The sequence below is a fragment of the Gilliamella sp. wkB292 genome (assembly GCF_001690235.1).
Lineage (GTDB): Bacteria > Pseudomonadota > Gammaproteobacteria > Enterobacterales > Orbaceae > Gilliamella > Gilliamella apicola_F.
This window is the reverse complement of sequence record NZ_LZGO01000030.1, coordinates 71,274-98,188: the sequence shown is the minus strand read 5'-3', so window position 1 is coordinate 98,188 and position 26,915 is coordinate 71,274. Positions and strand designations below refer to the sequence as shown.

25 protein-coding genes and 2 pseudogenes are annotated in these 26,915 nt (G+C 35.0%); 24 read left to right on the top strand and 3 right to left on the bottom strand.

The features are described 5' to 3' along the window. The 4 genes from A9G09_RS12845 to mltG all read left to right on the top strand — a co-directional run. A partial coding sequence (locus A9G09_RS12845; protein ID WP_176700942.1) for a hypothetical protein occupies nucleotides 1–1,350 on the top strand: 1,350 nt, incomplete at its 5' end. 26 nt (nucleotides 1,351–1,376) lie between these two features. Then, a complete protein-coding gene (locus tag A9G09_RS03435) occupies nucleotides 1,377–1,772 on the top strand; it encodes a hypothetical protein (RefSeq protein ID WP_065633513.1) in 396 nt (131 codons plus the stop codon). Between the two features lie 391 nt (nucleotides 1,773–2,163). After that, the gene (gene alr, locus A9G09_RS03430; RefSeq protein WP_065633512.1) at nucleotides 2,164–3,249 is read left to right on the top strand and encodes an alanine racemase; all 1,086 of its coding nucleotides are present in this window, start codon (nucleotides 2,164–2,166) and stop codon (nucleotides 3,247–3,249) included. A gap of 8 nt (nucleotides 3,250–3,257) precedes the next feature. Beyond that, complete coding sequence (gene mltG, locus A9G09_RS03425; protein ID WP_065633520.1) at nucleotides 3,258–4,277, top strand: endolytic transglycosylase MltG; 1,020 nt, start codon at nucleotides 3,258–3,260, stop codon at nucleotides 4,275–4,277. Nucleotides 4,278–4,351: 74 nt separating this feature from the next. On the opposite strand, the gene A9G09_RS13240 is transcribed toward mltG, so the two are convergent. After that, nucleotides 4,352–4,681 carry a YqcC family protein gene (locus A9G09_RS13240; protein ID WP_369126353.1) on the bottom strand — a complete coding sequence of 110 codons (330 nt, stop codon included), beginning with the start codon at nucleotides 4,679–4,681 and terminating at the stop codon, nucleotides 4,352–4,354. A gap of 6 nt (nucleotides 4,682–4,687) precedes the next feature. Next, a pseudogene (gene ampD / locus A9G09_RS13235) lies at nucleotides 4,688–5,221 on the bottom strand (1,6-anhydro-N-acetylmuramyl-L-alanine amidase AmpD); the annotation flags it as partial. Between the two features lie 203 nt (nucleotides 5,222–5,424). On the opposite strand from ampD, the gene ppdD reads away from it, so the two are divergent. The 5 genes from ppdD (at nucleotide 5,425) to A9G09_RS03395 (ending at nucleotide 10,307) form a co-directional block, all read left to right on the top strand. Next, on the top strand, nucleotides 5,425–5,856 hold the full coding sequence (ppdD, locus tag A9G09_RS03415; protein ID WP_065633510.1) for a prepilin peptidase-dependent pilin: 432 nt from the start codon (nucleotides 5,425–5,427) through the stop codon (nucleotides 5,854–5,856). Nucleotides 5,857–5,885: 29 nt separating this feature from the next. Then, nucleotides 5,886–6,995 carry an ATPase, T2SS/T4P/T4SS family gene (locus tag A9G09_RS03410; RefSeq protein WP_065633509.1) on the top strand — a complete coding sequence of 370 codons (1,110 nt, stop codon included), beginning with the start codon at nucleotides 5,886–5,888 and terminating at the stop codon, nucleotides 6,993–6,995. Further along, nucleotides 6,992–8,167, top strand: a complete 1,176-nt coding sequence (hofC, locus tag A9G09_RS03405; RefSeq protein WP_065633508.1) for a protein transport protein HofC — start codon at nucleotides 6,992–6,994, stop codon at nucleotides 8,165–8,167. Before A9G09_RS03410 ends, hofC begins: the two co-directional genes overlap by 4 nt. Beyond that, entirely contained in the window at nucleotides 8,167–8,916 is a 750-nt protein-coding gene (locus A9G09_RS03400; RefSeq protein WP_081297462.1) for an A24 family peptidase, read from the top strand. Before hofC ends, A9G09_RS03400 begins: the two co-directional genes overlap by 1 nt. A gap of 239 nt (nucleotides 8,917–9,155) precedes the next feature. Continuing rightward, complete coding sequence (locus A9G09_RS03395) at nucleotides 9,156–10,307, top strand: M20 aminoacylase family protein (protein ID WP_065633506.1); 1,152 nt, start codon at nucleotides 9,156–9,158, stop codon at nucleotides 10,305–10,307. A gap of 113 nt (nucleotides 10,308–10,420) precedes the next feature. On the opposite strand, the gene ygfZ is transcribed toward A9G09_RS03395, so the two are convergent. Continuing rightward, nucleotides 10,421–11,299, bottom strand: coding sequence for a tRNA-modifying protein YgfZ (ygfZ, locus tag A9G09_RS03390; RefSeq protein ID WP_065633505.1), 879 nt, complete (start codon nucleotides 11,297–11,299; stop codon nucleotides 10,421–10,423). Between the two features lie 276 nt (nucleotides 11,300–11,575). Here ygfZ and ilvI point away from each other — a divergent pair, with 276 nt between their 5' ends. From ilvI to A9G09_RS12835, 15 genes and pseudogenes are all read left to right on the top strand, one after another. Beyond that, on the top strand, nucleotides 11,576–13,294 hold the full coding sequence (ilvI, locus tag A9G09_RS03385) for an acetolactate synthase 3 large subunit (protein WP_065633504.1): 1,719 nt from the start codon (nucleotides 11,576–11,578) through the stop codon (nucleotides 13,292–13,294). Further along, nucleotides 13,294–13,788: an acetolactate synthase small subunit gene (gene ilvN / locus A9G09_RS03380; protein WP_065633503.1), complete on the top strand. Its 495-nt coding sequence runs from the start codon at nucleotides 13,294–13,296 to the stop codon at nucleotides 13,786–13,788. Before ilvI ends, ilvN begins: the two co-directional genes overlap by 1 nt. Nucleotides 13,789–14,182: 394 nt before the next feature. Continuing rightward, nucleotides 14,183–15,820 (top strand): glutamine hydrolyzing CTP synthase, encoded by a 1,638-nt coding sequence (gene pyrG, locus A9G09_RS03375; protein WP_065633502.1) that lies wholly within the window; start codon nucleotides 14,183–14,185, stop codon nucleotides 15,818–15,820. Between the two features lie 46 nt (nucleotides 15,821–15,866). Beyond that, the gene (gene eno, locus A9G09_RS03370; RefSeq protein WP_065633501.1) at nucleotides 15,867–17,168 is read left to right on the top strand and encodes a phosphopyruvate hydratase; all 1,302 of its coding nucleotides are present in this window, start codon (nucleotides 15,867–15,869) and stop codon (nucleotides 17,166–17,168) included. 226 nt (nucleotides 17,169–17,394) lie between these two features. Continuing rightward, entirely contained in the window at nucleotides 17,395–18,339 is a 945-nt protein-coding gene (locus A9G09_RS03365; RefSeq protein WP_065633500.1) for a VirK/YbjX family protein, read from the top strand. 82 nt (nucleotides 18,340–18,421) lie between these two features. Next, nucleotides 18,422–19,330, top strand: coding sequence for a lysine exporter LysO family protein (locus A9G09_RS03360; protein ID WP_065633499.1), 909 nt, complete (start codon nucleotides 18,422–18,424; stop codon nucleotides 19,328–19,330). A gap of 580 nt (nucleotides 19,331–19,910) precedes the next feature. Further along, entirely contained in the window at nucleotides 19,911–20,294 is a 384-nt protein-coding gene (gene dhaM, locus A9G09_RS03355; RefSeq protein WP_065633498.1) for a dihydroxyacetone kinase phosphoryl donor subunit DhaM, read from the top strand. Nucleotides 20,295–20,309: 15 nt separating this feature from the next. Next, entirely contained in the window at nucleotides 20,310–20,783 is a 474-nt protein-coding gene (locus A9G09_RS03350) for a hypothetical protein (RefSeq protein WP_065633497.1), read from the top strand. A 28-nt stretch (nucleotides 20,784–20,811) separates the two neighbouring features. Then, the gene (locus tag A9G09_RS03345) at nucleotides 20,812–21,159 is read left to right on the top strand and encodes a hypothetical protein (protein ID WP_065633519.1); all 348 of its coding nucleotides are present in this window, start codon (nucleotides 20,812–20,814) and stop codon (nucleotides 21,157–21,159) included. A gap of 41 nt (nucleotides 21,160–21,200) precedes the next feature. After that, nucleotides 21,201–22,199: a dihydroxyacetone kinase subunit DhaK gene (locus A9G09_RS03340; protein ID WP_065633496.1), complete on the top strand. Its 999-nt coding sequence runs from the start codon at nucleotides 21,201–21,203 to the stop codon at nucleotides 22,197–22,199. An 18-nt stretch (nucleotides 22,200–22,217) separates the two neighbouring features. Next, nucleotides 22,218–22,868 carry a dihydroxyacetone kinase subunit DhaL gene (gene dhaL, locus A9G09_RS03335; protein WP_065633495.1) on the top strand — a complete coding sequence of 217 codons (651 nt, stop codon included), beginning with the start codon at nucleotides 22,218–22,220 and terminating at the stop codon, nucleotides 22,866–22,868. Nucleotides 22,869–22,950: 82 nt separating this feature from the next. Further along, a complete protein-coding gene (locus tag A9G09_RS03330) occupies nucleotides 22,951–24,063 on the top strand; it encodes a glycerol dehydrogenase (RefSeq protein WP_065633494.1) in 1,113 nt (370 codons plus the stop codon). 215 nt (nucleotides 24,064–24,278) lie between these two features. Next, nucleotides 24,279–25,058 (top strand): triose-phosphate isomerase, encoded by a 780-nt coding sequence (locus A9G09_RS03325; RefSeq protein WP_065633493.1) that lies wholly within the window; start codon nucleotides 24,279–24,281, stop codon nucleotides 25,056–25,058. A 22-nt stretch (nucleotides 25,059–25,080) separates the two neighbouring features. Then, on the top strand, nucleotides 25,081–26,055 hold the full coding sequence (locus A9G09_RS03320; RefSeq protein ID WP_065633492.1) for a sugar-binding transcriptional regulator: 975 nt from the start codon (nucleotides 25,081–25,083) through the stop codon (nucleotides 26,053–26,055). A gap of 39 nt (nucleotides 26,056–26,094) precedes the next feature. Then, nucleotides 26,095–26,227: pseudogene (locus tag A9G09_RS12835) on the top strand (sodium:proton antiporter); the annotation flags it as partial. Nucleotides 26,228–26,915 lie beyond the last annotated feature (688 nt).

Sequence of the window (26,915 nt, the reverse complement as noted above, 5' to 3'; positions counted from 1 at the left end):
TATTTTAAATTAATTCAATCGAAATTAACTCAAAGCTCATTATTCATATTTTTTATTTTATTGACGATTCATCCAGTGCAAGCATTAAGTACAACAACAGCGAAAGCGATAGAAGGCAGTGCGCCAGAAGTGATAAATATCGATTTGGCAGCGAATAAACAAGGATTTACGGTTAATGGTATTTTTTACAGTGAAGCAAGCAACAATATCAAGGGTGATGTAGTTAAGGAATTTAGTGGTGATTTAAGCCCTGCAAATTTTATCGTTAAGAATTTTTACTATAATTCGTTGGATAACACATTAAATTATGCGGATAAAGATGGTGATGGGATAGATACATCAAAGCCATTTTTACTCTCATTTACCAGTAAACAGTGGTATGACGGTAATGGAAAATTAATTACAGATACTAGTAAAACGATGGGGTGTGGAAGTAGTTATCCGATGCCATTAACGCTTGAAATAACAACGCAGGTAAAGACCTATTCTAAATATGGTATCCCTCGGGAAAGTGATTATGTGCCAATAGTAAAACGTTATCAAATTTCTTCTAAACCTCAAGTTTGTTATGCTAAACCCTATGCTATTGAAAAAATGCCACAATTTCAGTGGTTAAGTTTTGATAGTAGTAATACATTCATTGCTTGGAATGATTCACGTTATACGTCAAGGACAGCTGTTGGTGGCGGCTATACAGCAGATTATGTGCCTAATATGGGGTTTAAAACTAATCCAACCGAATCGGGAGGGAAAACATTTCCGACTACCGGCTTTTCTGGCGCCAAGTTTCAACTAATAGTCGCAGGTGCACAAACTGACTATAGTTTTAGTGTTCCCAATAATCCTGGGGGGCAAGTGACTATCGATCCACAGGGTTATGTTTTACTAAGAGGCAAACCAACAGGTAATGTTACTGTACGGGCTACATTGAAACGAGATCCAACAATTAAATTTGATTATACCTTTAATCCAACCAGTGTTTGGGCGAATCCGCTTAAAGATTTTTTTGATATTTGGAGTGTTGCTATTCAAAGATGTAGTATAAATAATTTGCTCTCTTACTCGGAGTTAACCAATACACCTGTTGATGATCGTTTAAATGGCTCTTTTGAGATTATAAATGGTTATACAAGAGCCATTGGTCAAGGACTTCTACCTGAATGGGGTTATTCAACTCAACAAACTTATCCTGATTCAACATGGCGAGATGAAGGGGATAGATATTGGACAAAAGATTTGTACTATCAAAGTAGCTATGGTACTCATATTGATGTTAATTCAAGTTCTGGTCTTTTAGGGGTAGATGCTGATGCAGTAGGCGCTCCAGACTATTTGGTTTGTCGGCAATAACGGCTTTTCATCTGTTTGGTATAAAAATGAAAATTGATGAAAAGTTAGATTTATTGAATCAATATCAAGGTATTTTATTATTTCGCGAAGGATTATTTTTACGTGCGTATAATCAGTCTGCCTACATTTTAAATGAGATACTTGGGCAACAGCTAAAATTGAAATTTTATCAAGCTGCAGGCGCTCGAAATCAATGGATAGTTAAGTGTGGTTTTCCGGCAAATAAGATAAATGAACGTTTACCAGGAGCGGCCTTAACCTCTTTTGGTTACCGAATTGCTGGTGATTTTGATTTAACGGATTATGGTCAATGGTTTGGGCGACGTTGCCTTGAAGAGAATGAAATGAACGAAATGGCAAAAGCCGACTCCGAGTCGTTATTAACGACGAGCCGTCGGCGTCGGAGCTCGCGCTGTATTTGAGTAAAATCTAGACAATAGCTAACAGTTATTGTCTAGAAAAAATATATTTGATTTGTATTCATATTACATCATCGTTAGCAAAACAAGCTGAATTTTAATTGATTAATTTTAAAAACGAACGCGTTTTTATCAGATCTAAAAAATTTAATAATTGAATAGATACTTACACAAGATAATATGGTGTTTTGTAATTAAGCATGATTAATGAATCCGTTAAGATTATTTAATTTTTTTAAATTTTGGATGATAAAGTTATTTTACTGACTTTATTACAAAGTGCCGCCTAGTTTTACTAAACTTATATCATAAATAATCAAATCAATATTTTTATTGTGCTTCTCAACAACAAAATTTACAATATCTTCCTGATATATCAGTTAGGTTATACACAATGTCTATCGCTGTTGTTGAAATAAATCGTAAATCAATTCTACATAATCTTGACGTGTTGAAAAATCAAGCACCGCAAAGTGCACTAATGGCTATTGTTAAAGCTAACGCTTATGGTCATGGTGTTGAGGGTGTCGCTAAGTTATTGCAAGATAAAGTCAGTTATTTTGGGGTTGCAAGAGTTTCTGAAGCATTATTTTTAAGAAAACTTGGTATTAATACACCGATTGTCTTACTTGAAGGTTTTTTCCCTCATGATGATGTAGCGGATTTGATCGATTTTAATTTGCAACCGGTGATCCACGCTAGTTGGCAAATTGATGCTTTAAATAATATTGCCATTGACAATCAAATTACCGCATGGTTTAAAATTGATACAGGAATGCATCGGTTAGGGTTTCATTTAGATGAAGCACAAGCCGAATTTAATCGGCTTGCTAATTGTCAAGTGATACGTAAATCGATAAACATTATTAGCCATTTTAGCTCAGCGGATGAATTTGATTCAGCACAAACTAACCAACAAAATGCACGATTAGATGCGTTTATTCATTCTTCAGGCAATAAATCATTGATCAACAAACTTTCTATTGCTGCCTCTGGAGGAATATTGCATTGGCCTGATTCTCATCGTGATATGATAAGAGCAGGAATTGCGTTGTATGGTGTTTCTCCTTTCAATGATCCTATTGCGGATCTTAAACCTGTAATGACATTCAAATCTGAATTAATTGCTGTGCGTAAACATAAAAAAGGCCAAGCTGTCGGTTATGGTCAAATCTGGACAAGCCGCAAAGATACGCTTTTAGGCGTGGTTGCTATGGGGTATGGCGATGGTTATCCACGCAATATTCCAGAAAATACGCCTGTCGTTATTAACGGACGCCGAGTGCCAATAGTGGGGCGAGTTTCGATGGATATGATTGTGATCGATTTGGGGATTGATAGTCTAGAAAAACCCGGTGATGAGGTCATATTTTGGGGTAAACAGTTACCTGTTGAAGAGATTGCTAAGCATACCGGTATCAGTGCATATGAGCTTTTAACGCGCTTAACTTCCCGCGCAAAAATTCACTATATAGATTAATCATTATGATGAAAAAAATATTTTTATATACGATTCTTACACTCATTATTATTATAGGTGGTGCAATTGGTATTAGTTACTATTTTCTGCACCAATTCTCAAAACAGCAAATGCAAGTCACAGATGACAACCAAATATTTGTGCTTAAAAAGGGAACGACTTTGCATCAATTAGTTGCTGAAATAAAACAAAATAACTTAATGCAACAAGCTTATTTGTTACCTTATCTTTATAAATTAGATCCTTCGTTGAGTTCGATAAAAGCTGGCACTTATCAATTACATGCTCACATGACAGTTGAAGAATTTTTACAGTTACTAGTCTCTGGAAAAGAGAGTAATTTTTCTATTCAATTTGTTGAAGGTAAACGGGCTAAAGATTGGCTTAATGTGCTTAAAACTACACCTTATATTCAACAAACACTCGATGGCAAATCCAATGAAGAAATTGCTAAATTATTGGGTATTGATGGTTCAATCGAAGGGTGGTTATCACCAAATACATATCTTTATACGGCCGATTCGACTGATGTAAGTATATTAAAACGTGCTTATCTGACCATGAAAAATAATTTACAAAAAGTATGGGATAATCGTGATAAGGATTTGCCATATCGATCGCCTTACGAAATGCTAATTATAGCTTCAATTATTGAAAAAGAGACGGGCATTAGTTCTGAAAGAGCGAACGTTGCTTCGGTATTTGTGAATCGATTAAAGGCAAAAATGAAATTACAAACTGATCCAACGATTATTTATGGCTTAGGTGATAATTATACTGGTGCCATTAGGCGCTCTGATCTAACCGATACCAACAATCCGTATAATACTTATGTTATTGAGGGGTTACCGCCTACACCTATTGCTATGCCTAGCCTTGCTTCTTTAGAAGCCGCCGCTCACCCAGCTAAGACCAACTATCTGTTTTTTGTGGCAACAGGCAACGGTGGTCATACGTTCTCCAATAGTTATGGTAGTCATCAACAAGCAGTCAATGAATACCGTAAATTAACGCGTGATGTTAATTAATCTTATCGCTATCATCGCCGCATAAATCAGTATGCGGCATCTATAACAAATTTCAAAAATGTAAGCATAACTGTTTAATTGTGTTCATTTTCGGTAGATAGTTTGTCAAGTTGTTTAATAAGATGTAACAGTTGAACGGTATTTTCAGGATGTTCTTTTAAAGCTTCTTCAAAATAAGGATGAAGTGCAAACGTTGGTATATTCGTTTTGGCATCGATAAGCGCCAAAATCCGCGGAATAAAAATCCATTGTAACCATTCATGACTTTGCATAGTGTCGATTGCAAAAGGTTCTTGGCTTAAAAAAGCAGCAGCTGGTGGTGGCGTTGTTTGCCATAAACGAATGTTTTGTAATTCAAGTTTGATTAACTCAAGTTGTTTTACTATTTTTTTGGTTTGTGACAATTCATCAATAAGTTTGCGATAATATTGCCAATTAAAACAAGGTCCAGGATCAGTTTTACGTTCTGGTGCAATGTCGCTATGACCAGTAATATTTTTAATGCCATACGTGTGTTGCAACAATAAGGTAACAGCGGCTAATTGTTGATATTGATAGTCAGTAAAATCATCTGTATCACAACCTTCCATTTCAATGCCAATCGAAAAATTATTACAATTCTCCCTACCTTCAAAACTTGATTGCCCAGCATGCCAAGCTCGCTTATCAAATGGAACAAATTGAATTATCTCACCATCACGACGAATAAATAGATGGCTAGATACTTCTAGTTGATAAATTGTTGCAAAATAGGGATGTTCGTTAGGATCAAGTTTACCCGTAAATAGTTGTTCAACATAAGGACCACCATATTGATTTGGCGGTAAACTGATATTATGAATGACTATTAATGAAATTTCTTCATTAGCAGGGCGATCATTATAATAAGGTGAAATGACTTGTTTTACACCCTGTAACCAACCTTTAATAATATTAAGTGACATATGGACTCCAATAAACTTTGCTATATACAGCGAGGATAAAAATTAATTTTGCGATAACGTTCACAAACATTATTTTTGCATCTTAGATAGTTGCAATAAATATCAATTATTATTTCCAAAATGGATTTTTACTTATTATTTCATTTTTTTGTTTTGCTATAAAGTCACTACCTTATTCACAGACTTTAACTCACGAGAACATTATGACAGCTCAATCAGGATTTACCTTGTTTGAACTTATGATTGCAATAGTCGTTATTGCTATTCTTACAGCCATTGGCTTACCGGCTTATCAAGGTTATGTAAAAAAAGCTGCTTTAACCGATATGCTACAGACTATGACAGTTTATAAAACCGCTATCGAAATATGTGCAATTGAACAAGGTAATTTAACACATTGCAGTAATGGTAATAATGGTGTGCCCATCAGTAAATCATCTAATTATGTTACATCCGTTTCTGTAGCTAACGGCGTGATTACTTTGGTTGGTAAAGGCGCTTTATTGGGATTAACCACGACCTTAACACCGGCAATTAATTCGACAGAAGGTAATTTAGGTTGGACGCGAAATTGTTTAACAACACCTGCAGATACTTCTTTAACACAAGCTTGTGAAGCTATTTTTAAATTTTGATCGTTAAAACGATTAATAAGGAATATGTGATGAATGAAGAGCAATTAGTTGAAAGTTTAGATAAATTATTGTTGTCAGCATTAGATAAACGGGCTTCGGATATTCATTTTGAACCTTATTTACATCATTATCGTATTCGCATGCGAATTGATGGTGTGCTGCAAGATATGCTTATGCCACCATTGACTTTAGCTAAACAAATTGCCGCTCGGTTAAAAATTATGGCAAAGTTAAATATTGCTGAGCAGCGCTTACCACAAGATGGTCAATTAATAGTAGATCGTTATGCAATGCGGATATCTACGTTATCGGTCATTAATGGTGAAAAAATTGTGCTTAGAGTCATGGACAATAATGAATCGGAACTCACCATTGATGATTTAGGATTAACACAACACGATCTTTCAATATTTCAACAAATTTTAGATTACCCTCAAGGGTTGATTTTAGTGACCGGACCAACCGGTAGCGGGAAAACGGTTACCTTATATAGTGGATTAAAAAAGTTAAACAAACCTGAGCGTAATATTTGTAGCGTTGAAGATCCTATTGAAATCCCCATTGAAGGCATTAATCAAACTGCGATAAATGTTAAAGCTGGTTTAACCTTTGCTGTTATATTGCGAGCGTTACTCAGGCAAGATCCCGATGTGATAATGATTGGTGAAATTCGTGATCCTGAAACAGCAGAGATTGCTATTCAAGCAGCGCAAACAGGACATTTAGTTTTATCCACATTGCACACCAATTCAAGTTTAGGAGCCTTAATTCGATTAAATCAAATGGGGGTTAAAAATTATCTGGTTTCCTCAAGTTTAAAATTAATTATTGCCCAACGTCTTGTTCGTAAGCTTTGTCATTATTGTAAGGTTGTCGCAAGTCAATTAATCGTATTAGGAGGAGAAACAACAGCCCATTTTATTGCTATGGGCTGTGAACATTGTTTTGGTGGGTATCATGGGCGCGTAGGATTATATGAATTTTTACCAATAACGGCAGAAATACAACATCAATTACTCCGTGACCAAATGATTTCACCTACCAATATGGTAACGCTAAAAGTTGCAGGGCAAAAACTGGTTAAAGATGGTGTTACCACCATTGCAGAATTGCAACGTGTTTTGGGTGATTATCTATGAAAAGACTCTACGTTTGGTATGATTTGGATTTTAATGAAAATAAAATAATTGCGTCTTCTCAGCAAGAGGCGAAAAAAAAGCTGTTATTACAAGGCAAAATTGCCATCAAAATAAAAGCAGTTAAATATATTAATAAACATAGTTTTAATCGTTTAGAGTTACTGGTTGTTACTAAACAAATAGCAACGATGCTTAAAGCAGGGCTTTCTATTGTTGATAGTTTACTTATTTTAGCCAAAGAGCACCCTCATCCTCATTGGCAATATCTTCTTGTTGAAATTGAAAATCAGATTGCAAAAGGGGAACCTTTATCAAAAGTTTTAACTAAACATCATTTAGTCTTTCCAACACTTTATTGTGAAATTGTTGCAATCGGTGAGATGACAGGACAATTGGATTCAAGTTTTGAACAGTTAACGTTACAACTCGAAAAATCCATTAAACTACAAAAGCGTATCAAACAGGCCATGCGTTATCCATGCTTTTTACTCTCGGTATCAATAATTGTGATAGTGATAATGCTATTAGTGGTTTTACCCAAATTTGCTGACATTTATCAAGATTTCAATGCTCAATTGCCGTTGTTTACCCAATGCGTTATCGATTTGTCAAACTTTTTACAACGAACTTGGTTCGTTGTTTTAATTACTCTGTTACTAAGCTATTTATTATATCGATATTATCTTAAGCTTCGCTATCGTGATGTGATTGATAGTTATACATTAAAATTACCTATAATCGGTAAAGTAATTGGTAGTAATTGTTTAACACATATCTTTCAAACAATAGCAATAACTCAACAAGCTGGTATCCCTTTACTTGCAGGTTTGACCGCTTCGGCTAATACGATTACCCATCACGTATATCAAAAAAGTATTTTTTATATGATAGCCGAAATCGAAAAGGGGTTTTCTTTTAGTCATGTTTTACAAACACAACCGTGTTTTCCAACTTTATGTCGTCAATTGATCCACATAGGTGAACAATCCGGTACGCTGGATTTGATGCTTGCAAAGTTAGCGGATTACTATGAAGAGCAGAGTCAAACATTAACTGATAATTTATCTCAATTATTTGAACCGTTGTTAATGTTAATACTAGCGCTAATAATTGGAAGTTTAATTATTGCTATGTATTTGCCTATCTTTCAACTTGGCGAAGTGATTAACTAATGATAGCTTGTATTATAGCGGTGTTAGGTGCATGTATGGGCAGTTTTATTTGCGTTGCTTTTAGTCGGTTTTCGCCATTACATACTCCCTTCATTTATTTATCGGCCATAAGTTTAACATGTTCATCGTGTCCAAATTGCTTCAATAAACTAAAAGTTTGGCAATTAGTTCCGCTGTTGTCTTATTTTCTATTAATACAACGTTGTTATGCTTGTCAGGCTAAAATACCGGCTTATTATTTTTTGTTAGAGTTAGCTATTTCAGTGTTGTTTTTGGTGATTTATTGGCATAAAGGTATTAATGCGCAAAGTATTATTTTAATGATGTTGGGCTGTTATTTTTTACTATTAGCCTTAATCGATTTTAAATATTATCTATTGCCGGATTTTTTTACTCAACCATTAATGTGGGGAGGCTTATTGGCGGCATATTTGAACATCAGCAATATAATATTAACCGATGCATTTATTGGCATTTTATGCGGGTATCTTTTATTAAAAGTACCGGCTAGTTTGTTTTATTTAGTTTCAAACAAGCATGGATTAGGCGGGGGAGATATAAAATTACTTGCCGCGATAGGTGCATGGATTCCTTATCATTTACTTTCCTTATTAGTAATTATGGCTTCAATATTGGGTATTTTTTATTTTCTGATCTTAAACTATCTTTTTTATCGACAATCATTAAAAGTTATTCCATTTGGTCCATTTTTATTAATTTCGGCGTATTGCTGCTGCTATTTTAGTTAATTAAATGATTAAAAGGGTTAAATTTCGCTCAAACACATCTAATCTTTTTATGTAATGTAAATCGATTAAATATTTCATTCTTTTTCAAAATTCATCAGTTAGCTTATCTGTATTTTAATATATAACTAAAATCACTAATCATAGTAAAAGAAGTTATTTTTATAAAAGCTAGAATAGCAGTATAGTACTAATCAATAAACTGATTAAGTTTACAATTGAGAATGAATAAGGAATGTATAATGAGTCGTATTAATGAATTGAAATCAGAGATGATTGCATGGCGTCATCACATCCATGCCTACCCAGAAACCGCATTTGAAGAGAAGAAAACAACTGAATTTATAATTGAAAAGCTTAAATCTTTCGGTATAACTGAGCTCTATACCGATTTTGCACCAACTGGTGTGGTCGGTATTATTAAAGGCAAAAAAGAAGGTCGAGTTATCGCGTTGCGTGCCGATATTGATGCTTTAGATATTATAGAAGAGAATAAAATAGATTATTGTTCAACTATCCCCGGTAAAATGCATGCCTGTGGTCATGATGGTCATACTGCAACATTATTAGGCGTGGCTAAATATTTGAGTGAACACCGTGATTTTTCGGGTACAGTCGTTGTTATCTTCCAGCCAGCTGAAGAAAACGAAGGCGGTGCTCGTGTTATGGTTGAAAATGGCTTGTTTGATCGTTTTCCAATTGAAGCTGTCTATGGTATTCATAATCAACCGAATATGAAATTAAATCATTTTTACATTAACCATGGACCAATGATGGCATCATATGATGTTTTCGAAATCAAAGTAACAGGTGTTGGCGCTCATGCTGCCGCTCCTCATCTTGGTAAAGATACAATTTTAACGGCAACACAAATCGTAAATAGTTTGCAAAGCATTGTCAGCCGCAATGTCGATCCTATTAGCTCTCTTGTGGTGAGTGTTACGCAAATACATAGTGGCGATACGTGGAACGTGTTACCACAACAAGCGGTAATTCGTGGTACAGTTCGTGCTTTTAGCGCCGATGTACAAGATATGGCTGAGCAACGTATTAAACAAATTGCAACAGGTATTGCCAGCACATTCGAAGCCAAGGCTGAGGTTGATTATCAACGGCGTTATCCAGCAACAATTAACTATGCCAAGCAAGCAGATATTGCGATAGAAGCAGCTAAAAAAGTTGTTGGTGAAAATGGTCTTATTATCGATCCTTTACCATCAATGGGCTCGGAAGATTTTGCTTTTATGCTGCAAAAAATACCGGGTGTATATGTGTGGCTAGGTGCTGGCAAAGGTGCTAATTTACATAACCCAGCCTACAATTTTAACGATGAAGTTTTAACAACTGGGGCGCAATACTTTATTGAAATAGTCAATCAAGAACTTGGGGGTTAACTCAACCTAGCATTTTTTAATTGTTATCAAAAGATTTACTCAACTAATCAGTTAACTATCTTTATAATGTAGTTGTTAACTGATTAGCTCTCACAGATCCTAACAAGTATTAATTAATGAAAACAAAGTTTACTCTCTACAGCGCCTTTTACTCTAAATTGTGTGTTGAGATCGATGCCATTAGCAAGCACAACTTGAACATAAATATCATTGTCTTGATTTAATTTCATCGTTGCAAGGACTTGACCGCTTTCGCGCCAATTGCCATCAATCTGGCATTCGATGGTATCACCAATATTGGGTAAACTATCGCTTTTACCCGTTAATAAATAAAGCCCTCGTTTATTAGCCCCACGAAATTGAGCTCGAGCCACCATTTCTTGACCACAATAACAACCCTTATCAAAACTGATGGCGTCATAATATTGTAAATTACATGCTTGAGGCAGTAATGTTTCACAATTTTCCTTATCGATAATGGCATAACCAGCTTCTAAATCAAGTTGCATCCATCGGCTACAAGGTTGTAAATCTTCATCGGTAGTTTGAGGTGATACTCTAATTGCCCGTGTATGAGGTAAATTTAATTTGATATAAGTAATATTATTATGGGTAATACAATTTTGATGATTGAATTGGTCAATAATGTCTGCGGGTATCGCATCGTATTCTAAACCAACGATATTTAAATCATTAACCTGCTCGATAGAGACTTTAGAAAATACGGCATATTTTTTTAAAGCAGCAATTTGCACATCAGCAACACTTTTACGTAAGATATAGTAGATATCTTGCTCTCGTTGAAATAATAGTATGTTACTCCACATTCTGCCTTTAGCATCACAATGTGCAGCGAATAAGGCAGTTTGCTGAGAAAGGTGATCGATATCAATCGTCACTTGTCCTTGTAAATATTTGCGATTATCCACTCCAGATACTTTTACTAACTGCCAATCGGCAAGTGAAATGGGTTTAGTTGAGAAATTGCTCATAATAGTGCCTTTTACAAATAAAGAATTTTAACATCAGTAACACTAGAGTTCCAATTTTCTAAAGTGTTAAAACAAAACAAAAATGACTGGAAAATCAATATATAATATTTTGATTACTTTATTAAACTCCCTTTATTTTAATTTTGCAAATTTACACTATTATTTTTTTATTGTGATTTAGTTAAAAGTTATATCATTGACTTAATTGATTTTATATATAAGTTAATGCACAATAAATCAATAGATGACAAAAAAGTTATATTGGAGGCAATAACCATGGCAAAATTGTCAGGTGCGGAAATGGTCATTCAGTCATTGATTGATCAAGGAGTAAAACAGATATTTGGTTATCCTGGTGGAAGTGTTCTTGATATTTATGACGCAATTCATACACTTGGTGGTATTGAACATATATTAGTTCGTCATGAGCAAGCAGCTGTGCATATGGCTGATGGGTATGCACGAGCTACAGGGGATGTTGGTGTTGTGCTAGTTACATCTGGACCAGGTGCAACTAACACTATTACCGGTATTGCAACTGCCTATATGGATTCTGTGCCACTGGTTATATTATCTGGACAAGTAGCAAGTAATTTAATTGGCAATGATGCATTCCAAGAGTGTGATATGGTCGGTATTTCAAGACCAATTGTTAAACATAGTTTTTTAATCAAAGATACTCAAGATATTCCAGAAATTATCAAAAAAGCATTTTATATTGCGTCAACCGGTCGTCCAGGTCCTGTTGTCATTGATTTACCGAAAGATATTGTTAATCCTGCCAATAAATATAATTATCATTATCCAAAATCAGTATCGATGCGTTCTTATAATCCAACAATACAAGGACATAAAGGACAAATAAAAAAAGCGCTAACGACACTTTTTACTGCTAAAAAACCGGTTCTTTTTATTGGTGGCGGTGTGATTTCTGCTAATGCAAGTGAGGCGATCAAACTGTTTGCTGAAAAATTGAATCTGCCTGTTGCTTCAACGCTGATGGGCATTAGTGCTTTCCCCGGAACAAATAAACATTATCTAGGCATGATAGGTATGCACGGTGTGTATGAAGCCAATATGTCGATGCATAATGCGGATGTTATTTTGGCTATCGGTGCACGTTTTGATGATAGAACAACTAATAATGTTGAAAAATATTGTCCTAAAGCCAAAATAATTCATGTAGATATCGATCCTACTTCAATATCTAAAACCATCATGGCAAGTATTCCTGTTGTTGGTGATGCTAAAGTTGTTGTAGAAACTATGTTAGATCAAATTGATGAACTAAACATAGAGCGTGATTTAGATGCCTTGGTTGATTGGTGGAAACAGATCGAACATTGGCGAGCTCGACATTGCCTTGCTTATAGTCATGAAGGTAACAGTATTAAACCGCAAGAAGCAATTGAAGTATTATATAAATTAACTAAAGGCGATGCTTATATCACTACTGATGTGGGTCAACATCAAATGTTTACAGCGCTTTATTATCCGTTTGATAAACCAAGACACTTTATTACTTCTGGTGGACTTGGTACCATGGGGTTTGGCTTACCAGCAGCATTAGGTGTTAAATTAGCATTTCCAAAAAATCGAGTTGTTTGTGTAACCGGTGATGGTAGTATTCAAATGAATATTCAAGAACTATCAACAGCATTACAATATGGTTTACCTATTTTAATTTTGAATCTTAATAATCGTTTTTTAGGTATGGTTAAACAGTGGCAAGATATGATTTATGCAGGGCGACATTCCTCGTCTTATATGGAGTCATTACCTGATTTTGCTAAAATTGCTGAAGCTTATGGTCATGTTGGCATAAGTATTAATAAGCGTGAAGAGCTTGAATCCAAACTTAAACAAGCGTTATCAATTAAAGATCGACTTGTTTTTGTCGATGTGATGACCGATGCTACAGAACATGTTTATCCAATGCAAGTTCGTGGTGGTTCAATGAGTGAAATGTGGTTAAGTAAGACGGAGAGAACCTAATGCGTTATATATTATCTATTTTAACTGAAAATGAACCTGGCGCATTGTCTAGAATAATTGGTCTATTTTCACAACGTGGTTTTAATATCGAAACCATTACAACGGCGCAAACCGAAGATCCAACCATGCATCGTATGACAATTCAAACCTCAGGCGATGAGCATGTACTTGAACAAATTCAGAAACAACTTCATAAACTAATTAATGTATATCGTGTTAATGATTTGACTGAAGGTCCTCATGTTGAGCGTGAAATTATGTTAGTTAAAGTTGCTGCTAAAGATTCAGATGCACGTGACGAAGTGAAGCGATGTGCCGATATCTTTAGAGGATCAATTGTTGATGTGACTGCAACGCATTATATTGTTCAGTTATCGGGCACCAGTGAAAAGCTTGATTCATTCTTATTATCAATCAGAGAAACATGTAATATTGTGGAAACTGTTCGATCAGGGATTATTGGTTTGTCCCGTAGTGAAAAAACGGTCAAATAGTTATCTAGTCTAGATATAACAAGGTACCTTAAGTGCCTTGTTAAGTTCTATTTTTAGTTAATTTTCAAAAAAAATTTTTTAGATATTATTACATGTTACATCAATAAATTATGCTTAAACTCGCACATTTAACTTCGTTTTGATTTTCTTTGATTTTGAGATGTGTTTTAAACTGTAACAAAATTAAAATTACATCAACAATCAAATTACTATTAAAAATACTTGTTAATCAAATCATTCAGCCTAAACAACAGTTAAAAGTAATTATTCAATTGAGACCTATACTTGATTCTGTTATACTATCTTCCCGTCTGATTCATCGTATATTGTGTTGGTTTTTATGGTTTAAAAACGCACAATATTATTCTAATAAATTAATAATGGTCTGGTATTAATGGTTACGAATTATATTTTTGTTACAGGCGGTGTCGTTTCTTCTTTGGGTAAAGGCATTGCCGCAGCGTCTCTTGCTGCAATTTTAGAAGCCCGCAATTTAAAAGTCACCATGCTCAAACTCGATCCCTATATTAATGTTGATCCGGGCACAATGAGTCCTATTCAACATGGTGAAGTTTTTGTTACCGAAGATGGGGCAGAAACTGATCTTGATTTGGGTCATTATGAGCGTTTTATTCGCACTAAAATGACACGCAAAAATAACTTTACTACTGGGCGAATTTATTCCGATGTACTACGTAAAGAGCGACGTGGTGATTATTTAGGGGCAACTGTTCAAGTTATTCCTCATATCACTAACGAAATTAAATCACGCGTGATTGAAGGTGCAAAAGGTTTTGATGTTGCTATTGTTGAAGTTGGCGGCACAGTGGGTGACATTGAATCACTTCCATTTTTAGAAGCAATTCGTCAATTAGCAGTTGATGTTGGCCGTGAACATACGTTATTTATGCATTTAACGTTAGTACCTTATTTAGCTTCGGCTGGGGAAGTAAAAACCAAACCGACACAACACTCTGTAAAAGAGCTGCTATCAATTGGTATTCAACCTGATGTATTAATTTGTCGTTCAGATCGCATTATTCCTGCTAATGAACGTGCTAAAATCGCACTATTTTGTAATGTACCTGAGCGCGCAGTTATTTCATTAAAAGATGTTGATTCTATTTATAAAATCCCTGCACTATTAAAATCTCAGAATTTAGATACATTTGTTTGCAATCGCTTCCACCTTGAATGTAAAGAAGCTGATCTGTCTGAATGGGAACAGGTAATTTATGAAGAAGCCAACCCAATAGGTGAAGTGACTATTGGTATGGTTGGAAAATATATTGCTCTACCTGATGCTTATAAATCGGTAAACGAAGCATTAAAACATGGCGGGTTAAAAAATCGTTTAACTGTTCATATTCGATATATTGATTCTGAAGATCTTGAATCTCGTGGTACGGAATTATTACAAGGTTTAGATGCGATTTTGATTCCTGGTGGCTTTGGTTATCGAGGTGTTGAAGGAAAAATCATGGCGGCTCGTTATGCGCGTGAAAATAAGATTCCTTATTTAGGTATTTGCCTTGGTTTACAAGTTGCTTTAATTGAATATGCTCGTAATATGGCTGGTATTAAAGATGCCAATTCTACAGAGTTTGTTAAAGATTGCGCTAACCCAGTTATCGCGTTGATCACAGAATGGAGTGATGAATCTGGTAACGTGGTTCAACGTAATGAGAACAGTGATTTAGGTGGTACTATGCGATTAGGTTCGCAAATTTGCCATTTAGATACAAATTCTAAAGTATTTGATATGTATAAAAAAGAGTCGATCACTGAACGTCATCGTCATCGTTATGAAGTAAACAACAATTTATTACCGGAAATTGTGAAAGCTGGATTGAAGATCACTGGACTATCAACTGATAAGAAATTAGTTGAAATTATTGAGATTCCAGAACACCCTTGGTTTGTCGCATGTCAATTCCATCCGGAATTTACTTCAACACCACGAGATGGACATCCATTGTTCAGTAGTTTTGTGAAAGCTGCTAAAGAGTATCAAGATCAGCAGCAAAAATAGTTTATTTTTACATTAGTTATATATCTGTCATATAGAGGAAAAAAACATGGCAAAAATCGTTAAAGTACATGGTCGTGAAGTGATCGACTCTCGTGGTAACCCAACAGTTGAAGCCGAAGTGCACTTAGAGGGTGGTTTTGTTGGTCTAGCAATTGTTCCATCTGGTGCGTCAACTGGTTCACGTGAAGCACTAGAACTTCGCGATGGTGACAAGTCTCGCTTTTTAGGTAAAGGCGTATTAAAAGCTGTTGAAAATGTTAATGGACCTATTGCTAAAGCTGTTTTAGGAAAAGATGCTTTAGATCAAGCAGCTATCGACCAAATCATGATTGATTTAGATGGTACTGATTTCAAATCTAACTTAGGTGCTAATTCAATTTTAGCCGTATCTTTAGCAAATGCTAAAGCAGCAGCAGCAGCTAAAGGTGTACCACTTTATCAACACATCGCTGATCTAAATGGTACTCCAGGTCAATACTCTATGCCATTACCAATGATGAACATCATCAACGGTGGTGAACACGCTGATAATAACATCGACTTACAAGAATTCATGATTCAACCAGTTGGTGCAAAAACAGTGCGTGAAGCAATTCGTATTGGTTCTGAAGTATTCCACAATTTAGCTAAAGTTTTACACGCTAAAGGTATGAATACAGCAGTTGGTGACGAAGGTGGTTTTGCACCTAACCTAGATTCAAATGCTGAAGCGTTAGAATGTATTAAAGAAGCAGTAGAAAAAGCAGGTTATGTATTAGGTAAAGACATTACACTTGCGATGGACTGTGCTGCATCTGAATTCTATAACAAAGAAACTGGTAAATATGTATTAAAAGGCGAAGGTAATAAAGAGTTTACTGCTCAAGAATTTACTCGTTATTTAGAAAGTTTAAGTGAACAATATCCAATTGTTTCTATCGAAGATGGCTTAGATGAAAGCGATTGGGAAGGTTGGGCATACTTAACTAAAGAATTAGGTCACAAAATCCAATTAGTGGGTGATGATCTTTTCGTTACTAATACCAAAATCTTCAAACAAGGTATTGAAAAAGGTATCGCTAACTCAATCCTAGTTAAAGTTAACCAAATCGGTACATTAACTGAATCAATTGCAGCAGTTAAAATGGCTAAAGATGCTGGTTATACAGCAGTAATTTCTCATCGTAGTGGTGAAACAGAAGACTCAACCATTGCTGATTTAGCTGTTGGCTTAGCAGCAGGTCAAATCAAAACTGGTTCTATGAGCCGTTCAGACCGTATTGCTAAATACAACCAATTAATGCGTATTGAAGAAGCGTTAGGTTCTAAAGCACCATTTAACGGTTTAAAAGAAGTTAAAGGTCAATAATTAATTTTTAACGAAAATTAATCGTTATTTAAAAACGGTGATAAATTCACCGTTTTTTATTTTCATTTTATTTAATATAACCTTATATAAGGATAGTTGCACTGACTTATATTGTGTTGTACCCTTATTGCCTTGATTTTATGACTTATCTTTAATATTGCATATTAAGTAATACTTGAGTCATTTTATATTTTTTTAAATTAACCGAGTTTAGTTTTTTCTGATTATGAATAATATTACAAATATGCCCCAGCCTAAAAGTAAATGGCAACTTTTTCATTGGCTTTGTGTAGGCAAACTTCCACTTAATGAACTTTGGCTTAAACCGACTTATCGGTATAAGTTCTTTTTTCGCACACTTTTTTTAAGCCCAATTACACTCAAATTGCTCGATAAATTGAGACAATATCCTTTACTTGGTTATTACCTTTCCTGCCAAACCAATTTACCTTGTAAATTACAACGGCCATATTTATCATCATGTTTGACACAAAAAGAGCGTTTAGCCGCTTTAGTTTATCATTATGATTTTTTATCAAAGCAATCCGGCAATATGTCTAAGGCTTTTTATAACCCAGAATTGCCTTATATTTTGGCTAATATCGACGCTAAAAACGAAACTAACATACAAATAGCTATTCAAGCACGGAATAAATATGCGCGTGAAGGTGAATTGAGTCTCTATTTTTATGATAATGACGGTATTGATTTAGCAACTTTAACCTTCACCCTTGTAGAATATCAAAAAAAATCTACGCTATTTATTGCTGGTTTACAAGGAACAGGGCATCATGAAGCACGAAGTCGTGTACAAAAAGCAACAAAGCAGTGCTATGGGCTTTTTCCAAAACGTGTAGCGGTAGAAGCGGCGTTAATTATTGCTAAATATTTTAATTTAGAACAAGTGATTGCTGTTGGTAATAACACACATGTGTACAATAACTGGCGATATAATAGCCGACAAGAAAGAATCTTATCGGATTACGATGATTTTTGGTTAACAATTGATGGTAAACCAGATTCTAGAAACTTATTTATATTACCGACCGAAATTAATCGAAAATCGATTGACGAAATAGCAAGTAAAAAACGTTCTGAATATCGTAATCGTTATGCGTTATTAGATCAGCTTAAAGTTAGCATTGAAGAAAGTTTATCCTCATTACGTTGATAATGAGGATATATTGGAGCAGAGTTTCATTTCTAATTTTTATAACTATAATATTTGAAGATAAACATGGAAAGGAATAAAAATGTATTATGGTATTTTGATTGCATTTGTCCCATTGTGTTTAGGTTATTTGATTAAGATTAAAGATCAAAAATGGCTAGCCAAAATTAATCAGATACTTGGCTATATGGTCTATTTTATTCTTTTTATCATGGGGGCTGAATTAGCTCAGTTAGACAATTTAATCACAAATTTACAACATATTTTGATCTATACCGCTGTTGTTTTTGCCTGTACTTTTGGTGGTAATTTTTTGGCATTAATCTTATTTGATCTATTTTTGCCTTGGAAAACAGCGAATACCCGCTCGTCGTTTGAATCTCGTTTTAAATTGATTTTTGAATCTTTAAAAGTATTTATTGCCTTGATACTTGGTTTTATTGCGGGCTTTTTACCTTTGTTTTTTTGGCAATATACTGGCAGCATTATTCAAATAGTGTTAGTTTTACTTCTATTGCTCATTGGTATCCAGCTACGTAGTAACAATATCTCGTTTAAACAGATTTTGTTAAATAAAATTGGTTTAACGACGTCTTTAGTCGTGGTCATAAGCACTTTTTTAGGTGGAATATTAGCTGCTTTTATTTTGGATTTTCCAACTCGTGTTGGGCTTGCTATGTCATCGGGATTTGGCTGGTATTCTTTGTCCTTAGTTTTGATGACAGAAGCGCATGGCCCAATCATTGGTAGTGCAACCTTTTTAAATGATATTTTGCGTGAATTGTGTGCAATAATTCTTATTCCAACCTTAATAAGACGCTATAAACTTACTGCGTTAGGTTTGTGTGGCGCAACTTCTATGGACTTTACTTTACCAATGTTACAAAAAGGCGCCGGCATCACTATTGTGCCACCAGCAATTGTACAAGGGTTTGTATTGACTTTATTAATGCCAATATTAATGACACTTTTCAATTATGGTGGATTTTAATGATAAAAGCATTAGTTGTATTCAACTCATAAATCACTCAGGCTAATTTAAAAACTATTTTGCTAATTGAGTTAGTTCAATTAGCAAAGGACAGGATTAAATTAGCTGGTCATTTGTCTAAATATTAAATAGTTTTTAAATTCTTCTAAGCATCAACATCAACTTATTCATTCCATTACTAAGTTTTAAAAGCAATTTATTTATATTGTTTTGAAACTATCAAAAGTAGCAAATTAAGCTAGGTTACCCGTGTAACTGTAAATATTGCATAGGGTGATGCTTTTTATCTTATTAGCTAATCAATAATTGAATCTTTTGTTTTGCATGTAAACTTATGCTCATTTTAACAAAATGGTTTTGAACATTTTTTTTACATCATCTATCAATCTGTTAATGATATTATTTTTCATATATCACGCTAATATAGTTAATTATTCTATTTTATTTTGCTATCAAAATTATCACTATCTAAAAGTTAGATCTGAATCACAAATTTATTATAAAACAATTTCCGCCTTAATTTTATTCGATATAATTGAACAAAAGATTGTTAATGAGACATATGTTCAAAGGGGTAAGCATGATTAGTATTATTTTAGTCTCTCACAGTAAAAAAATTACTGATGGATTAAAAGAAATGATCGAAGAGATGGTCGATTCAACCGGTGATGTAAAAATTTATTCAGCAGGCGGAACAGAGGATGGACGATTAGGAACAGATTCAGTTGCGATTTATAACATCATCGAACAATCAAAAGATCACAAAAATATACTGATATTTGCTGATATAGGTAGTGCCATTTTAAGCACAGAAACCGCTATTGATCTTATCGAAGATGAACAATTAAGAAAAAAGGTAACGTTAGTTGATGCTCCCCTTGTAGAAGGCGCATTTGTTGCGTCAATACAAGCCATGATTGATGAGGATGTTGAAGGTATTTTAGCTGAACTACAAAATATTTAAAAAGTGAGCGTTAGGATGAAATTTTTTCGAAGCTTTGTGGGTTATTGTATCGCTGGAATGATTGTAATGTCAGTGTGGTCACAATTAGGTACTTACGGCATTTTCGGTGGTTTTTTGGCGGCGGTAATCATTATTGGTCCAATGTGGTATATGAATCATTATATCAATCTGACTGGTAATGAAGATGATGCTGCTTTTGTTGATATGGGACTTGCCATTGCAGTATGTGGCATTATGCGCGATACCTTTATTCAAGGTGGACATGCATTTGTCACTTCTTTACCAACCATATTGCTTGTGATTGTCGGCGCTACTTTAGGTGGTATTACTGCTGCTTTCATTGAAAAAGATATGGCGAAGAAAACAGAATTTATTAATGAGAATCCAAGAGAACCTGGTTTAAGACGATCTGATTTTGAAAAGTTGAAAGAAGCAAAAGAAAAGATCTTGCGTAGCAAACAAATCAAAGTTTTTCAAAAAAAGAAATAATTAGCTGAAATATAGGGAGCAAATGATGATGTCAATTAAATTGGCTATTGCAACAATAATCGGTGGTTTTATCTTCCCTTTTGTTATACGCATGGCATGGGGGCGTATGGTTGACAATTGGGGACCAATTGGTGGTTGGATGGCGGCAGCATTTATTGTCGGTACTGTATGGTGCATTAATCATGGAATAGCAACGCCAATGATTACACAAAGTGGTTCAGTATGGGTCGATCAAGGGTTAGCCGCTGGTGTTGGGATTTGGGTTGCCTCAGCTTTAACCGGTGGAAACAAACGTAAATCAGTTAAAAATATTGTTGCAGCAGTCTGTGCAGGTATTGTTGGTGGGTATGTATTATCACTTTTTTTAGTGAATTAAGTAACAAGTAAAACATGTAAAGGATAGACCGAGGTGATGTAATGAGAAGATTAATTAATGATGGCTATGATGTTGTAGAAGAGATGCTAGAAGGTTACTGCTTAGCGCATAGTGAATATGTTGAATTAAAAAAAACGTGTAATCGCGTAGTCGTAAGCAAAAAAATCAGTACAGAGCCAAGAGTGAGAATAATTATTGGCGGTGGTTCAGGACATGAACCCGCATTTTTAGGTTATGTTGGCAAAGATTTTGCCGATGCGGCAGCAGTCGGTAATGTGAACACTTCACCTTCTCCTGAATATTGCTATGAAGCAGTAAAAGCGGTTGATTCTGGTAAAGGATGCCTATTTGTTTATGGTAACTATGCTGGCGATGTTATGAACTTTGATATGGGCGCTGAATTAGCGGCTGAAGAGGGTATCCGAGTTGAAACTGTAACAGTAACTGATGATATCTATTCTTCAAAAAACATTAGTGATCGCCGTGGGGTAGCGGGTGATGTATTTGTGTTCAAAGTCGCTGCCAGTGCTGCCGCCAAAGGTTATGATTTAGATAAAGTTAAAGCTTTAGCTGAAAAAGCTAATGCCAATACTTATTCAATGGGCGTTGCACTATCATCTTGTACATTACCGGTTACAGGCGAAGTCATTTTTGATATGCAAGAGGGTGATATGGAAGTTGGCATGGGCATTCATGGTGAACCCGGTATTGAAAGAACTAAGCTAGAAAAGGCCGATGTTGTTGTTAGCCAATTAATCGATCATCTTTTACAAGACTCCAAAATAAAAACCGGTGATGAAGTGCAATTACTGATTAATGGATTAGGTGGTTTAGCATTGATGGATCAGTATATTTGTTACCGAAAAGCACATCTTTTATTAGCACAAAAGGGCATTAAAATCTATAAACCACTAGTGGGCAATTATGTGACATCAATGGATATGGTGGGGATGTCGATCTCTGTTATCAAGTTAGATGATGAACTAAAACAGCTATTAGACCATCCATGTGATGCGCCTTATTTTAAAATTGCTTATTAACTACCAAGGAGAGGAAAAATGAGCGCCCTGATGCTAAATAAATCTTATTTTATCGAAACATTTAAGAAAATCGCCGATATGGTCGAAAAAAATCGTGACCACCTCAGTAAATTAGATTCTGACATTGGCGACGGTGATCATGGTATTAATTTAACCATAGGTTTTCGTGAAGTAGAAAAGCAATTGCCACTGTTATCTGACTCAACAGCAGATATTGCTGAATTAATGAAGAAAGTAGGAATGATTTTATTGAGCAAAGTCGGCGGAGCATCAGGGCCTTTATATGGTAGTTTTTTTATGAAAATGGCAAACAATACAACTGGAAAACAAGCTGTAACATTCAAAGAGTTTTGTCAAATGTATCAAGATGGTGTTGAAGCTGTCCAAATGCGAGGAAAAGCCGAACTTAATGATAAAACAATGATAGATGCACTGATTCCGGGTCTTAAAGTATTAAACAATTATAAAGAAGGTGATGACCCTATAAAAACGTTAGAAATTTGCGTTGATGAAATGAAAAAAGGTTCTGATTTAACTATTCCATTGGTTGCAAAAAAAGGGCGATCCATGCGATTAGGTGAACGAGCTATTGGACACAGGGATGCGGGATCTGAATCAGCTTGGATGATTATGAATGAATTCTTACAGCAATTAAAACTCGAGAAGTAATTCTCCAGAAGTAAATTAATTATTTTAATTGAATTAATAATAATTAATTAGTTAGTAAATGTGTTTATAAGAGGATTTTAATATGGATAAGGTTTTTGTTAGTCCTAATAGATATGTACAAGGTAAAGATTTGCTGACTCGTGCAGAAGCATACATCAAACCCTTTGGGACCAATTTTTTAATCCTAGCAGATAAGAATATTTGGAATATTGCAGCCAATCAACTAGCTGATTCACTCGAAAAAGCCGAATTATCGATTACTAAAGCCATTTTTAACGGCGAATGTTCAATGGTAGAAATTAACCGATTACTTGATGAGTTTAAATCAAAAAAATTTGATGCAATTATTGGTGTAGGTGGTGGTAAAACACTAGATACGGCTAAAGCACTTGCAGCTAAATATAATATACCTAAAGTTTGTGTACCAACTACGGCATCAACCGATGCGCCAACGGCTAAAGTTTCAGTCGTTTATACTGAAGATGGTGTTTTTGACTTTTTATGGCACCATTATAAAAATCCAGACTTGGTATTAGTTGACACTCGAGTGATTGCAAATGCACCGGTAAGATCGTTAAAATCAGGTATAGCTGATGGGCTGGCAACTTGGGTTGAAGCCAGAACCTCCATTCGCAGTTGCCATAAAACTGATGCTGGTGGTATAGCAACGATTGCTGGTGAAGCAATTGCCAGAGAGTGTGAAAAAACCATATTTGAGTATGCATTACTTGCTGTTGAATCGAATGAAAAGAAATTAGTTACCCCAGCGTTAGAAGCTATTGTTGAAGCTAATACTTTACTAAGTGGTCTTGGTTTTGAAAATGGTGGTTTAGGTGCAGCTCATGCTATTCATAATGGTTTTACTGCCGTATCAGGTGATGTGCATCATCTAACGCATGGTGAAAAAGTGGCATATGGCACAATTGCTCAACTTGTGCTAGAAGGTCGACCAATTGCTGAGCTTGAAAGGTATATCGATTTATATATTAAGTTGGATTTACCAATCACTTTAGAACAAGTGCATTTAGATAAAATTACAGAAGAAGAGTTTCAATTGATTGGCGAAAAAGCCATTGCTCCAGTTGAAACTATCCATAGTCTGCCTTTTGCGGTGACGGCTGATGATGTTATACAAGCTATCAAAGCAACAGATTATTATGTGAAGAGTTATAAAAAACGTTTAGGTATCGCATAACACCAAAACAACACTTGCTTTTAGGTCAACTATCGTTATTGCTTAAATAAGTTGCTTTTTGCCGTAATAATGAGAGTGTTGCTAAAACAAGATAAATGATTAAAAAATGGGGAAGAATAGTCAGGTAATAAATAACTATTCTTTAACCCATTTTTACTATTGGAAGCCTATTAAAAAAAGCGATGAAAAACATTACATCAATACAAGGATAAATTATGAAAAAAATATTCATAGGCACCAGCTGGAAAATGAATAAAACCTTAGCCGAAGCATTGTTATTTTGTGAACAACTAAAAACCTACTACCCCGAAGATTTAAAAAGTCATATCCAACCGTTTGTCATACCTCCTTTTACTTGTGTCCGAGATGTGGCGGAATACTTATATCAACACAAAATAAATTGCTTAACCGGTGTCCAGAATATGCATTTTGAAGAAGCGGGTGCTTTTACCGGTGAAATATCTCCAATTATGGTAAAAGATACCGGTGCTAAAATAGTTGAATTAGGGCATTCTGAGCGCCGTGAATTTTTTGGTGAAACCGACATGACAGTAAATAAAAAAGTTCATGCTGCACTAAAACACCAATTAACACCGTTAGTTTGTGTTGGGGACAGCGCTCAAGAAAAATCTTGGGGCGTCTCGAGTGAAACTGTTGTAAAGCAGATGAAGATTGCATTGTCAGGAATTGATCATAATCAAGCGAGTCAGGTTATTATTGCTTATGAACCAATATGGGCGATTGGTGAAAAAGGCGTTCCGGCAACACCTGAAGAAGCTGAATTTATTCATCATAACTTACGCTTAGCGCTCTCTGATCTCTATGGTTCAGAAGTAGCTAATAATATGATTTTACTCTATGGTGGTAGTGTCAATCTTGAAAATTCGACCCAATTAATTACTCAGCCCAATATTGATGGCCTATTTATTGGTCGCAGTGCATGGCAAGCAACAGGTTTTTGTAATATATTATCCGCTATAAATCAGCAACGATAATATTGATAAACAAGGCGAACTAATGGATAGATTTGATGATAAACAAGAAGCAGAACTACTCACCGAGATAGCTGTTGCCTATTATGAGTATGAACAAACTCAAGAAGAGATAGCACAGCGATTTGGCATTTCGCGTATTAAAGTCGGTCGCTTGTTAAAAAAAGCTAGAGCTGAAGGGATTGTTGAAATCAATGTCAAATATCATCCAATATTTAGTTCACGGATAGAACAACAATTTGTTAACCATTTTGGTATTAAGCGTGCACTGATAGCTTTAGATCATCAAGATGAAGATGAACAGCGACGGCAAGTTGCGGCACTTGTTTCTAACTATTTATCAAGTAATTTAAAAAATGGTATGACTGTTGCGGTAGGGCAAGGTCGAAATGTTGCTGCTATTGCCAGTCATGTAGGGGTGTTTCCTGAAAAACAATGTAAATTTATTTGTGGTATTGGTGGAACGCAACGAGTTGGTGAAATTATTGATGCTGATCATATTAGTCGAAGCCTAGCTAGAAAATTTAATGCCAGCAGTGAAACGCTTTATGCACCAGCATATGTCGAAAACCGCGAGCTTAAACACGCTTTTATGCAAAATCGTGTCATAAAAGATACGTTAGAACGTGCATCTAAAGCTGATATTGCTCTAGTCGGTTTAGGGGATATGAACGAAAATTGTTACATGGTGCAATTAGGTTGGTTTACCCCACAAGAGATCACCTATGCGACATTAAATCAAGGGGTAATTGGTGATATTGCTGGCTATGGTTTTTTCGATATAAATGGCAACCCTGTTGATACTGTAATGAATGATCGGGTCATTGGTTTAAGTATTGAAGAGTTACGTAATATTCCCTGCGTAATCGCTATTGCCTCGGAAAACACCAAATCAACCGCTATTTTAGGGGCGTTGAGATCAGGAGTAATTGATATTATTGCTACCAGTGCATCGAATGCGAGAACAGTGCTGAGTTTGCAGCAAAATACAGCTAAGTAGATAGCTGTATAAATCACATATTGGCGTTTTTATCTTCTTATTATCTTTTTCATCTTTCTCATTAGTAACATTGGCGGGGGATTAACACCATCAGGTGATCCGCCGTTATTTATTGGTTTTTTTTAGAGTTGATTTTTGGGCTGTTAAGCAGATGCTTTGCCCGGTTAATATTATATCTTAACTGAAGATAAATGTTCCGTCCTCCATTTTAAAAATAATTAATTTTGCTGACAAGTTCAAGAAAACAACGGCGATTATGTATAAAAATATTGTTTTTGGGGATTTTAGTGTATTTCGAAAAACTAAAAAATAGCACAAAATTTTACCGATATTTATGATGATCTAAATATTGAAGTCAAATATAGATAGGAAAACATCAATTTGAAATAACTTACAAATTTGATGGTAGGGATGCATCCTATACTTTTATTTATGAAAGTAATAAAACAAAATTAATAACAGTCTATTTTTCAGATTAAATATTCACAAAAAATTCAGATCATTTAATGCAAAAATAGAAAAAAGCTATAGCAAAGAATTGGTTTGTTCCACTTTTCGTTTAATTGTTTTTTGTTATTCTTACAATTTTCTGTAACTAACGTCATTTCACTTTTAATCGTGGATGTTATCATTATACCGTATTGTCATTATCAGCTATAAAAGCTAGGTTTTGTCAGAACGCTATAGTAAAAGTAAACCATTTGATTGGCAATATTTATACAAAGGCGTGAATGACAGAAAGAATCGAATATTCAAATAGATATGAGCTTAACTTATTGTCGTTATTTATAATTGCAGATAGCACTTTTTGAACGCTTTGATAAAATAGTTACAAATAGACGCTATTATCCCAATAGGAA